Origin of the sequence: Citricoccus muralis, assembly GCF_029637705.1 — a bacterium.
Classification (GTDB): Bacteria; Actinomycetota; Actinomycetes; order Actinomycetales; family Micrococcaceae; genus CmP2.
The window spans coordinates 3117428-3129675 of the sequence record NZ_CP121252.1; the positions used below are offsets into that span (position 1 = coordinate 3117428).

General features: G+C 59.4%; 12 protein-coding genes. 4 read left to right on the forward strand and 8 right to left on the reverse strand.

The genetic code is table 11. The features are described from left to right. The first annotated feature begins 272 nt into the window (after positions 1-272). The 4 genes from murJ to trxA all read left to right on the forward strand — a co-directional run bounded on the left by murJ (position 273) and on the right by trxA (position 5227). Positions 273-2069, forward strand: a complete 1797-nt coding sequence (murJ, locus tag P8192_RS14385; protein WP_270106826.1) for a murein biosynthesis integral membrane protein MurJ — start codon at positions 273-275, stop codon at positions 2067-2069. A 131-nt stretch (positions 2070-2200) separates the two neighbouring features. Continuing rightward, positions 2201-3784: a hypothetical protein gene (locus tag P8192_RS14390; protein WP_278157675.1), complete on the forward strand. Its 1584-nt coding sequence runs from the start codon at positions 2201-2203 to the stop codon at positions 3782-3784. A 119-nt stretch (positions 3785-3903) separates the two neighbouring features. Then, complete coding sequence (trxB, locus tag P8192_RS14395; protein WP_270106824.1) at positions 3904-4866, forward strand: thioredoxin-disulfide reductase; 963 nt, start codon at positions 3904-3906, stop codon at positions 4864-4866. Between the two features lie 37 nt (positions 4867-4903). After that, entirely contained in the window at positions 4904-5227 is a 324-nt protein-coding gene (gene trxA, locus P8192_RS14400) for a thioredoxin (protein ID WP_270106823.1), read from the forward strand. Positions 5228-5308: 81 nt separating this feature from the next. Here the strand turns inward: trxA and P8192_RS14565 are convergent, their stop codons facing one another. From P8192_RS14565 to rpmH, 8 genes are all read right to left on the reverse strand, one after another. Then, positions 5309-6085 carry a ParB/RepB/Spo0J family partition protein gene (locus P8192_RS14565; protein WP_431521124.1) on the reverse strand — a complete coding sequence of 259 codons (777 nt, stop codon included), beginning with the start codon at positions 6083-6085 and terminating at the stop codon, positions 5309-5311. 1716 nt (positions 6086-7801) lie between these two features. Further along, positions 7802-8764, reverse strand: coding sequence for a ParA family protein (locus tag P8192_RS14410; RefSeq protein WP_270106822.1), 963 nt, complete (start codon positions 8762-8764; stop codon positions 7802-7804). Positions 8765-8795: 31 nt separating this feature from the next. Beyond that, the gene (gene rsmG / locus P8192_RS14415) at positions 8796-9464 is read right to left on the reverse strand and encodes a 16S rRNA (guanine(527)-N(7))-methyltransferase RsmG (protein ID WP_278157676.1); all 669 of its coding nucleotides are present in this window, start codon (positions 9462-9464) and stop codon (positions 8796-8798) included. Positions 9465-9467: 3 nt separating this feature from the next. After that, positions 9468-9986, reverse strand: coding sequence for a protein jag (locus P8192_RS14420; protein ID WP_278157677.1), 519 nt, complete (start codon positions 9984-9986; stop codon positions 9468-9470). Further along, positions 9983-10963, reverse strand: coding sequence for a membrane protein insertase YidC (gene yidC, locus P8192_RS14425; protein WP_270106819.1), 981 nt, complete (start codon positions 10961-10963; stop codon positions 9983-9985). The genes P8192_RS14420 and yidC overlap by 4 nt, the downstream gene beginning before the upstream one ends. 18 nt (positions 10964-10981) lie before the next feature. Continuing rightward, on the reverse strand, positions 10982-11353 hold the full coding sequence (yidD, locus tag P8192_RS14430) for a membrane protein insertion efficiency factor YidD (protein WP_431521184.1): 372 nt from the start codon (positions 11351-11353) through the stop codon (positions 10982-10984). Further along, complete coding sequence (gene rnpA / locus P8192_RS14435; protein WP_270106818.1) at positions 11337-11735, reverse strand: ribonuclease P protein component; 399 nt, start codon at positions 11733-11735, stop codon at positions 11337-11339. The genes yidD and rnpA overlap by 17 nt, the downstream gene beginning before the upstream one ends. Before the next feature lie 41 nt (positions 11736-11776). Then, positions 11777-11914: a 50S ribosomal protein L34 gene (gene rpmH / locus P8192_RS14440; RefSeq protein ID WP_270106817.1), complete on the reverse strand. Its 138-nt coding sequence runs from the start codon at positions 11912-11914 to the stop codon at positions 11777-11779. Positions 11915-12248: the final 334 nt, after the last annotated feature.

Here is a 12248-nt window from a genome sequence, read left to right on the forward strand (position 1 = left end):
TCCGCCACCAGTTCCTCCACCACGAGCGCTAGCCCCGCAGCCGCGCCCGCCCCGAAACGCGCCCCCAGCCCAGCTGACCTCGCGCGCTTGGCACAGCGTGGCAAATCGCCCCGGCCCACCGAGTCCACCGAATCGGGCACCACGTCTGGTTCCCCGCAAGGACCCACGACGACGAACGGCGACGGCGCCCCGCAGCGCCCCGCCGCCGAACCCGCCCCCCGGCCCAAGCCGGGACCGCCCAAACCCGGACCTCATCTGGGGAGACGCACTCCGTGAGCACCACCCCACCCACCGGCGACGCCGCGGGCGCAACCCAGGGCGCCCACGACCCGCTCGACACCACCGGCGCCCCCGAAACTGACTCCCCGGAACCGCCCGAAGACGCCTCACGCAATCCGCAGGCCGCCGCCCGCGCCTCCGCCATCATGGCCGCCGGAACCCTCGTCTCCCGCGTGCTTGGCTTCATCCGCACCTCGCTGCTGGCCATCGCCATCGGCTCCACCGCTCTCGTTGCCGACGTCTTCGAATCCGCCAACACCATCCCGAACATCATCTACATGCTGCTCGCCGGCGGCGTATTCAACGTGGTGCTGGTCCCGCAGCTCATCAAGGCCGCTCGCGCCCCAGACCGCGGCGCCGACTACACGTCCCGGCTGATCACCCTCGCGATCATCATCATGGCGGCCTTCACCCTCGCCATCACGGCGTGCGCCTACCCGATCATGTCCGCGCTGACGCTGAACTGGTCCGAGCCGAAACTTGCCCTGGCCACCGCGTTCGCACTCTGGACCCTGCCCCAGATCTTCTTCTACGGCCTCTACGCCATCATCGGCCAGGTCCTCAACGCCCACGGCCGCTTCGGCGCCTACATGTGGGCCCCGGTCGCCAACAACGCGGTCGCCATCATCGTCATCGGCGTCTACCTGCTGATGTTCGGCCACTACACCGGGATCGACGACTCCCAACAGCTCGCAGAATGGACGACGACGCACACCCTGGTCCTCGCGGGCGGACACACCCTAGGCATCGTGGTTCAGGCGCTCGTGCTGTTCTGGCCCCTCAAACGACTCGGGCTCGGGCTGCGGCTGAAGTTCGGCTGGAAGGGCATGGGACTGCGTACCACCGGCCGCCTCGCCGCCTTCACCCTGATCACCATGGTCGTGGGCAACCTCGGCAACCTCATCGGCGCCCGCCTCGTCACCGGCGCCACCGAGGCCCGCTCCCTCGTCGGTGAATCGGCAGAGGCCAGCGCCGCCGTACCGGGCCTCTACGCCCTCAATGTCACCCAGCTCATTACGGTGTTGCCGCACTCGGTGTTCGTCCTCTCCATCGCCACCGTACTGTTCAACCAGCTGGCCCGCTCCATGCACGCCCAGCGCATCGAGGAGGCCCGCGAGACCACCGGCCGCGGGCTGCGTATCTTCGCGGTGCCCATGATGTTCGCCATGGTCGTGATGATCGTGCTCGCCGGACCCTTGGGCCGCATCTTCGCGGGCTCCTCGGAGACGGCAGCCATCTCCGCGGCCGCCATTGGCCAGTTGCTGGTCCTGCTCGCCCTGGGGATGCCCTTCCGCTCCGCGCACTTCTATCTGCTGCGCGTCTTCTACGCCGCCGAGAACGCGTTCATCCCCATGCTCGTTCAGGTCTCGGCCGCCGTCGTCACCATCGCTCTGGCCTACGGGATCGCCCCGTTCATCCCGAACACCTCCATGGCATACTTGCTGGCGCTCACCTACACAGTGGTGCACGTGCTGCAATTCCTGGTCTGCCACCTGCTGGTCCGCCGCACCTATGGCGACTACGGCTCCGCCGAGGTGTTCAGCACCTACCTGCGTACCGGCTACGCGGCCGTGCTTTCGGGCGTTGCCGGCGCCGGCGTGCTGTGGCTGCTCGGCGGTTTCTCCACCGGATTCGCCTGGCAGTCCATCATCACCGCGCTCATCAGCTGCGCCATCGTCGGCGTCGTCATGCTGGGCGTATATCTCATCGCCTGCCGCTGGCTGCGCATCCGCGAGGTCGACCAGTTCCTGGCCCCGCTGCTCTCCCGACTCACGGGCCGCCGCGGCTAATCGGGCCCGACCACCACAAAACATCCACCGCGCCCGGTGATTCTTGCCGCCGCGCGCGTGTTCCCGTCTAGGATGAAACAGACTGTACTCAGGGGACGTGTCACCGCGGACCCGCATCCGGGAGGATCACCGTGCCACAATCCATGGAAGAAGGAACCGTACTGGGGGGACGCTACCTCGTCACCTCGCATGTACTGACCTCAGCCGAGCAGGACATCGTGCTCAACGGCCGTGACCAGGTGCTCAACCGCGAGATCACCATCCTGGTGGCGTCCGCGCAGCACGCTAGCCAGGTCGCCACCTCAGCGCGCCAGCTGGCTACCGGCGAACGTTCCTCCAGTGTGCAGGTCCTCGACCTGGGCCTCTCGGATGACCGCACCTATCTGATCGCGGCCGGCGATACCGACGTCGAAGACCTCCTCGCCCTCGTCACCGCCCACCAGGTCTACGTCGAGCCCTTCGAAACCGACACCCTGGGTTCCGAGCTGTTCGGCCAATCCCGCCAGCATGCACCCGAAACCTATGACGACGACGACGAGTACTACTCCGAACTCGACCAGAACCTCGCCGCGGAGCAGTCCCAGCCCCCGCGCAAGTCGAAGTTCCTCAACCGAGTTTCCGACAGCCTGAACTCTCGCCTCGGTTCCGCCGGTTCCGCCGGTGCCGCAGGAGGAGCCAGTGCAGCCGGTGCCACTAGCGCTGGAGCCGCCGCACACTCCGGCTCCGACCAGAACACCGAGGCCCAGCCCGCCGTCGAGGTCTACGACGACGAGCCCACCGGCCCCGTCGAGACCGCCGAACCCGCCCCCACCGCGCCGAACCGCTCCCTGCAGAACCGCGTCGCCTCCGCCATGGGTTCCGGCGCCCAGCACGACCAGGCCGACCAGCAGGGCGAGTACGACGATCACGACGACGACGGCGAGGACCAGCACGGTGCTGCCGGCTACACCGCTGCCGGTCTCGCCGGTTCCCCATACGACGATCAGTACGATGACGGCGACTACGACGACGACTATGAGTACGAGTACGACGACGAGGAAAAGCGCTCCGGTGCCGGCAAATGGATCGGCGCCCTGCTGCTGGTCGCCGTCCTGGTCGCCGCCGTCGTCGTCGCATTCAACATGCTCGGCTCCAATGATCCCAGCGAGCCCGCCGATGAAAACACCGTCGCTGAGGAACCCTCCGAGGGCACCGAAGGCTCCGGGGACGCCTCGCCCACCGAAGGCAGCGAAGGAGACGAGTCCACCGCGGCCGAGCCCGTTATTGCCGGCATCCAGCGCGTGGTCCCTGACAACCAGGGGCTGAACTCCGAGAATGACGGCGACCTGCCGTTGGCCGTCGACGGCGACCCAGCCACCGCCTGGCACTCCCTCTCCTTCGCTCAGGCCCCCATGGGCGGCTTCGCGTCCTCCATGGCTCTGGTGGTCGAATTGGAGGAGGAGAGCGCGATCTCCGAGATCAACGTGACCCAGAACAACGGCTCCGGCGGTAGCTTCCAGGTCATCGTCTCCGATTCCGCCGACCCGGCCGAGGGCACCTCGATCGCCGAGGGATCCTTCACCGGACCCACCTACTCGGTGCCCGTCCCCGAGTCCGAGGGCAGCGCCACCACCGGTCAGTACGTGATCATCAACTTCACCGAACTGCCCACCCTCTCCAACAACTCATCCAACCTGCCCTACGGTCTGCGCATCGCGGAGATCGAGGTCAACTGAGACCCGCCTCACTGGCACTGAGCCTCGCCGCGTCGTCGTCGGAATAGTCCACGACGGCGCGGCGTTATGGCCCATGAACGCACCCGCACCACCCCTCCACAAGCCCGAAGGATCCCCTGTTGACTGAAACCGCTCCCGCGTCCGAGAACATCCACGACGTCGTCATCATCGGCTCCGGGCCTGCCGGCTACACCGCCGCCATCTATACCGCCCGCGCCTCGCTGAACCCTGTGGTGTTCACGGGCTCAGTCACCGCCGGCGGCGAGCTGATGAACACGACCGACGTCGAGAACTTCCCGGGCTTCCCGGAGGGGATCCTCGGCCCCGAGCTGATGGGTCATCTCGAAGCGCAGGCCCGGCGTTTTGGTGCCGACATCCAGTACGAGGACGTCGTCGAAGCCGACCTGCAGGTGCAGCCCAAGAAGCTGACTCTCGGCAACGGTGACGTTCACTACGCCCGGTCCGTCATCCTCGCCACCGGATCCGCCTACCGCGAGCTGGGGCTCGACGGCGAAAAGCGTTTCTCCGGCCACGGCGTCAGCTGGTGCGCTACCTGCGACGGCTTTTTCTTCCGGGATCAGAACGTCGCGGTCGTCGGCGGTGGCGACTCCGCCATGGAGGAAGCCCTGTTCCTCACCAAGTTTGCTGATAAGGTCACCGTGATCCACCGTCGCGACGAGCTGCGAGCCTCCCAGATCATGGCCGATCGCGCCCTGCAGCACCCGAAAATCGAGTTCCTCTGGAACACCGGCGTCGAAGACCTCACCGGCGAGGACAAGCTGCAGACCGCACACCTGCGCAACCTGAAGACCGGGGAAGCCTCCACTCTGGATATCACCGGCCTCTTCGTCGCGATTGGCCAGGACCCCCGCACCGAATTGGTCAAGGGCCAGCTCGACCTCCATGACGACGGCACCATTGCAGTACAGGGTCGTACCTCCAAGACCTCTCTCGCAGGCGTCTTTGCTGCAGGCGACGTCATCGACGGAACCTACCGACAGGCCATCACCGCTGCCGGCTCCGGCTGTGTCGCTGCCCAGGACGTCGAGCACTACCTTGCCGACCTCAACGACGCCCACTGAGCGCAATCAACCTTAACCCCACTACCAAGGAGACCCCATGAGCACCATCGACGTCACCGATCAGGACTTCCAGCAGAAGGTTCTCGAGTCCGACAAGCCAGTGCTGGTCGACTTCTGGGCTGAATGGTGCGGTCCCTGCCGCATGCTGACGCCCGTCCTAGAAAAGATGGCTGAGCAGTACGCCGACAAGATCACCGTTGCCAAGGTGAACGTCGACGAAAACCCCGGCATCGCATCGCAGTATGGAATCACCAGCATTCCGGCCGTGTTCGCATTCAAGGATGGCGAAAAAGTGGCCACCTCGATCGGCGCCAAGCCGCAGCAGGCACTCGAAGCAGAGTTTGCCGATCTCCTGCAGTAATTCTGTTGCACTGAGCGCAAGACAAATAGGCGGGCTCCCCACCAGACTGGTGGGGAGCCCGCCTATTTGTTGTACTCAGCCTCAGGAATCGCTGGCTCTCTTGGAAGGCTGAATGATATCCATGATGCGGTTCAAATCCTCGACGGACGCAAAATCAATGGCAATTCTGCCCTTCTTCGCGCCGAGGCTGATCTTGACCGTCGTATCCAGCTCATCGGTCAGCGTATTAGCTAGATACTCGAACCGCTCATTCTGAGCGGGCGTCACGCGCGTAGCGCGACGTCGAATACCAGTACCATTCACCGTCAGGGCGACGAGTTCTTCCGTTGCCCGAACCGATAGACCTTCATTCATGACGCGCTGTGCAACGCGCTCCATGGTGGCCTCGTCTTGCAGTCCGAGCAGTGCACGCGCATGCCCGGCAGACAAAACACCCGATGCAACACGTCGCTGGACCAACGGTGGCAACTTCATCAGTCGCAAGGTATTGGAGATCTGCGGTCTTGACCGACCGATACGTTCCGAAAGCTCATCTTGAGTGCAGTTGAAGTCACGCAGCAACTGCTCGTAGGCAGCAGCTTCTTCCAAAGGATTCAACTCACTACGATGTATGTTCTCAAGAAGAGCGTCCCTGAGTAGATCCTCATCGGCCGTATGGCGGATAATCACCGGGATTTCCATCAGGCCGGCAGCCCGGGAGGCACGCCAGCGACGTTCACCCATCACCAGTTCATAGTGGTCGCTATTAGTTGGTCTTACAACTATTGGCTGCAGAACGCCGACTTCACGGATGGACGCGATGAGCTCGTCCATGTCTTCTTCGTTGAAAACGTCACGCGGCTGACGCGGGTTCGGCACGATAGTGTCAATGGGGAGAGATCGCAGTTCTGGCCCAGGCTGTTCTGGCTCGGCAGAGTTCACCGGGAGCTCAACGTCCCGGTTGCGCCTGGAAGTAGCGGTACTGAGCGGATTAGGCATCTCACGACGAACTGGCCCTCGCTCCTGCGTCGTCTTTCGACGGGCCGGAGTAGGTGCCTCAGGGAAGAAGATGTCTACAGGTCTCCGTGTTTCACGTGAAACAGGAGTACTGGGCTCATCAATCCCCTCATTCGCAAGATACCGCTCTGCTACGGACGTAGGGGAACTAGGCGCCTCTACCTTAAGTCCGGATTTCTCATCATCTGATGATTCGGTATTAACCGGGCTTCCAGTATCATCACTCTGCTCATCTAAGTTTGCCGATGTATCCTGGATGAGCGCACTCAATCCACGGCCGAGGCCGCGACGGGATTTCTTCTGTGACATCATTTACCTCCAGTCTCCAATTCTAGTGGTGTTCCACGTGAAACACGACCATCACCCCCGAACCAGTAAGACGGTCATGAATACAGAACGACCTCATGTGATCAGTAGGTTGACTAGATGCATCGATACTCGCTCATCAATGAGGCTATTTGTGAATCCATAATCTCGACTCCCGCTAGCACGGGAGCACCATAGTGTTCCACGTGAAACGACACATGTGTTTACCCGTACGCGGCTTCAGTGAGATACAAACCAACTGCACGAATGGTCCATCTACAAACTCCATAGCAGACTCCAAGCTATCGGAGCCTGCGGTCAATTTGATGATGAACTGCACCAACAGATCGGCATGGGGTGCCAAGGAATGTTTCACGTGGAACGCTTTCCTCGGATGAGACGTGATGACGTATAGCAGACCCATAATGATGAAACGAGACGATCGAACCTTCTATACACAGACAAATCCATCGTTCGATAGCGAGCAGAGAAACACTAACGCGTGAACGGAGCCGAACAATCTCGCTTCATCAAGACCACCGTGATTGCTATAGGACATAGATCCAACTCGATGCATCAGGAGTGAATCGAGCTAGGAGAGCATACGGCCATTGGTGCCACAAGTTCATAGATGTCACACACTACGGTATTCATCGAGAGTGGTTTCACGTGCAACTGTAGAGCAGGTCAGTGAAAAAAGGGATATGAAGGTCAAAAGTGAGTCAATGCAGACGACCACGAACAAGTGCAGCCATGGTTTCACGTGAAACATGGTACTGACTTACGTTGAGTATGGAACGCTTTAGAGCTCGTGGAGCGTAACCAACGGTGTATCTACGTGAATACAGACCAATGCCCCGATGAGCTGAGAATCAGGACTCCGCTCATTATCTGCAGTATGTCTATAGCGCAAATATTAAGACCGCGTTGGAGGGGTTTCACGTGGAACGACGACGTGCCGACCTCAAGTTGCACAATCAGTTGGGCCAAATACCGAATCTGGTACGGACACAGAACAACTTCTAAAGTCGCGATTCATACGAAACAAGCACCACAAGGCATACCAACCAGGGCCCGGGATCTAGCCTCCACACCGGCGTGAGACTTCTACATTAACCAGTCATCGAGTCAGCCAACCGTATCAACCGTTTACGTCGTGAATACGGCCACAAGTGGTTGAGTATGAGTTCAGGAGCTAATGCCTGCCTACAAGAAGTGACTTGTAGGCACACGAGAGAGAACATCATGAACAACTAGATGTTCCACGTGAAACTAGGCTGGTGCACCACGCTCTGCAATTTCCGCCGCCGCCTCTCGATAACTTAACGCACCGCTCGATTGCGGATCGTAAGTCAAGACGCTCTGCTGGAAGCTCGGAGCCTCAGAAATGCGTACGTTACGGGGGATCAGAGTACTAAGCACTTCAGTTGGGAAATACTCGCGCACTTCATCTGCAACCTGAGTAGCAAGACGAGTTCGTCCGTCATACATGGTGAGCAGGATAGTGGAAACCTTCAGATCAGCATTTAGATGCTTCTGAATCATGTTGATGTTTTTCACCAGCTGAGAAAGACCCTCAAGCGCGTAATACTCAGTCTGGATCGGAATAAGCACCTCTGTCGCTGCCACGAAGGCGTTCACGGTCAGTAGGCCAAGGCTCGGCGGGCAATCAATGAAAATGTAGTCGAGACGGGGAAGTCCCTGCTCCTCACGATATTTAAAGTACGCCGCAAGTGCACGCGACAAACGCTGCTCACGAGCCACGAGAGAAACGAGTTCAATCTCCGCACCAGCGAGCTCGATTGTTGCCGGCGCCACCTGGAGTCCATCGACGTCGGGGCAGTTCTGTACAACGTCCTGAATTTCCAGGTCGTCAAGAAGCACATCATAGATCGAGTTGTCATCGGACCCGTGAGGTATGTTCAGAGCGGTAGACGCGTTTCCCTGAGGATCAATGTCCACCACCAGCACATGCATACCGGCGCGAGCCATCGCGGCGGAGAGATTCACTGTCGTGGTGGTCTTGCCCACTCCACCTTTCTGATTAGAGATGGTGAAGATACGGGTAGCATCTGGCTTCGGTAGACGCTTGCCTTTGAGCTTCTGACGTCTCAAATTCTCGGCCGCAAGTTCACGTGCCAGGGGAGTTAGCGAATCGAGGTTGGTATCGGTCTCGCGTTGCGATTCACGTGAAACACTCGGATTGTCGCTCAATTGCGCCTCCTGGTCACTCATCTGATCCACCCAGAGTCTAGTCGATTACGATCTAGCCAACGGGGACACGGACAATAGTTGTAGCTTCGACTAAAACATCGGCGCCGGCTTGCAGAACCTCCGGCTGCCCACAGCCGTACTTTTTGAGCGCCTTCTGTGCTGAGACGACTTCATCCGGAGCACTACGACCCTTTATCGCCAGCAGTTCGCCCGAACCGGATAGAAGGGGAATCGTCAACGGCAACAAGGACTTTAGCGCAGACACTGCGCGAGCGGTCACGATATCCACATCCAAATTCCCAGCCACTTGCTCAGACCGTGCACGAACCACATCGACGTTGGTCAGGCCGAGATCATCGACGACCATATCTATCCATGCAACGCGTCGTTCCAGCGGCTCGATAAGGATGAACTGGGACTCTGGACGCGCTATGGCCAGTGCAAGCCCAGGCAACCCAGCCCCAGAACCGACATCAGCCACCAAGGCTCCCTGTGGAATGAGCTCTTCGACTACCGCACAGTTAAGCACATGCCGTTCCCAGAGACGGGGCACTTCACGCGGCCCTAGGAGACCCCACTCAATGCCCGTCGTGGACAAGTGACGGACATACTGGTCAGCCAATTCCGCGGCGTCACCAAAGACAGCATCCACTGCAAGTTTCGTCTCAGGGGATGCTGATGTCAGCGAGACATCAACAAATTCGTCATTGGCTTCTGTCATGAACTACGCCTCTGCAGAAACTACGACGTGCCGACGTGAGGACTCGCCCTCGGATTCGCTCACGAGCCCGGCGTCAGCAATAACGTCGTGAACGATCTTGCGTTCGTAGGCACTCATCGGCTTCAGGTGAACAGCCTCTTCTTCGCCACTCTTAACACGCTCGATGGCTTCTTCAGCGAGAGCCGTCAATTCTTTGGCTCGCTCATCGCGATACCCAGCAATGTCGAGAATCAGCCGTGACCGGTTGCCGGTAGAAGATAGCACAGCAAGACGCACAAGCTCCTGAAGGGCTTCAAGACCCTTGCCCTTGTGTCCAATCAGATCCTGCAGACGCTCGTTCTGCTGGTCCGCGAGCACCGAAAGATAGATGCGACCGTTACGGATCTCAATGTCAATATCACCATCGATATCGGCAATATCGAGTAGTTCTTCAACGTAGTCCGCGGCGAGATCGCTTTCTTCGTCGACTGAGCTGGGAGCTGTCGTCTCGTCGTCCTCCGTGCTCATCGTCTCTTCGCTCATCGCTTTCTCCTGTTCTTGCGGGCAGGCTGCTGGCGCTGCCCCTTCGGTTTGGTCTCTTCCACCTTGGCGCGTTCTTCGGCTTCCTGAGCCTCTTTGGCGGCCTTGCCAACTGGTGGTAGTCCCTTGGCTTCGCGGCGCTCGTTCAGTTCACGCTCGGCCTGTGAACCAGGGGTGGGGTTACGACGAATAATGTAGAACTGCTGGCCAACGGCCCAGAAGTTCGTGGCGGTCCAGTAAATAAGAACACCGATCGGGAAGTTGATACCACCGATAGCAAACACCAGCGGCAAGATGTAAAGCATCATCTTCTGCGACTGGGCGAAAGGGCCGGTCATGGCAGCCTGCGACATGTTCTTCGACATCAGCATCTTCTGCATGTAGAACATCGACCCGGTCATCAACAGGATCATCACGACGCTGACGAAAAGAACATTGAAGTTCGTCCCGCCGGTTGCGTTGATGGCACCCATGAAGGTCTCGGACATCCCCGCGCCGAAAACAGTCGAAGCAGCGAAGGAATGGACCTGGTCGGGCGTCAGCGCACCAATATTCTCGGTGGAACCGGCTTCAGAACGCGCGACACCGATCAGTACCTGGTACAGGGCGAAGAAGAACGGCATCTGTACGAGCATGGGAAGGCATGCGGAGAAGGGGCTGGTCCCATGTTCCTTAAACAGAGCCTGCTGTTCCATCGCCATCGCCTGACGCGAGAGCTGGTCCTTCTTGCCTTTGTACTTGTCCTGCAGCTTCTTGATTTCAGGCTGCAACTCCTGCATGGCCCGCTGGGCCTTGATCTGCTTAACGAAGACCGGAATCAACAGGGTACGGATCAAAATCACCAGCAAGATGATGGACAAAGTCCAGTTCCAGCCGGATGACTCGGGCATGCCGATCATCGTCAGCAAAGAGTGGAACATGCCAATAACCCACGAAACCACCCACTTGAAGGGGAATAGAATCAGTTCGAAGAAGCCCATAATCTCCTTTTATCCTCTTCAGTCCTCGTCCGACGGATCTGGCGGTACGACGGGGTGGTTCAGTTCAATGATCCTGGGTAGATGACCATTCGGCCAAATTCTGCGTCCAGGAGGGACAGGATCGATTCCTCCCGATTGCCATGGGTGGCATCGACATAGTCGCCGAGCGCCCAATAGGCTGCCTTTGACGGCACCATGCACTGTGACTGCCTCTAAAGCGTAGGCGGAACAGCTGGGAAAAAACTTGCAGACAGGCCCGTACAACGGCGAGATGACTAACCGATAGGCCTTCAATAGTGTTGCCAGCAATGTGGAGGGAATCGCCCTGACGAAACCCCACTCGCGTGGGTTTGGTTGTGTGAGGAACGGAGACTCAACCACGGCGTTCAGCCTTCTTCAATGCGGACTCCAGACCATCATTCACATCGGCCTTTAGCTCTGACCATGACGCCGAAGCAGAGGCCGGAAGAGCGCGAATAACGATCGCAGTGTTTGAATCCGAGAGCAGATGCCCGGAAGCTACGCTCAGTTCAGCTGCTGCAATAGCACGCAGCCGCCGTTTCACTCTGTTTCGTACCACGGCATTGCCGACTGCTTTGGAAACAATGAAACCAACACGGTTTGGCCCAGACTCCACAGGTGCAGCGCCATCATTGGTAGAGGTCGGACTGAAGGCGGACACGACAACGTTCCGGCGCCCACTTCGGGAGCCGGAACGTAGTGTCTGAGAAAAATCCGCTGGGGTGCGTACCCGATGTCTCTTGGGTAGCACTCAACCACTGATCCGCACGTCTGAGGCGGCCGAAGCCAACCTCAGGCAGACAGCTGTGCGCGGCCCTTGCTACGGCGCGCAGTCAGCACGGCGCGGCCGGCGCGGGTACGCATGCGTGCACGGAAACCGTGCTTCTTCGCACGACGGCGGTTATTCGGCTGAAAAGTCCGCTTGCTCACTTTGAAACTCCACACGTTGTGTTTGCGCCCGGATCCGTTATTCGGAAGACCGTAGGTCTGGGGAAGAACCGGTGACGCACTGTCAGGACAATCTGCAACGTTTCCACGCCCCGTTTTCAGGCAGGCGTCACTCTGTCACAGACCAATCAAGTCTAGGAAGAGCGACACGCATCGTCAAATCCCGTGCTGGTGTCGTGAGTCAAGCTAATGAGGATGGCTCCAGACCATCTTTCTCCACAATTTACACACCCCATGTGTATAAGCATGTGCAAAACATGCTGAAACCCCGCTAAGCGGCTACTGTTAAGGTCTGCGCAGAGTCCCACGATGCTGT

Bases quoted from the DNA above. Each gene is read 5' to 3' on its own strand.
- trxA (WP_270106823.1), top strand. From the start codon at position 4,904: ATGAGCACCATCGACGTCACCGATCAGGACTTCCAGCAGAAGGTTCTC.
- P8192_RS14410 (WP_270106822.1), bottom strand. From the start codon at position 8,764: ATGAGTGACCAGGAGGCGCAATTGAGCGACAATCCGAGTGTTTCACGT.
- rsmG (WP_278157676.1), bottom strand. From the start codon at position 9,464: ATGACAGAAGCCAATGACGAATTTGTTGATGTCTCGCTGACATCAGCA.
- P8192_RS14420 (WP_278157677.1), bottom strand. From the start codon at position 9,986: ATGAGCGAAGAGACGATGAGCACGGAGGACGACGAGACGACAGCTCCC.
- yidC (WP_270106819.1), bottom strand. From the start codon at position 10,963: ATGGGCTTCTTCGAACTGATTCTATTCCCCTTCAAGTGGGTGGTTTCG.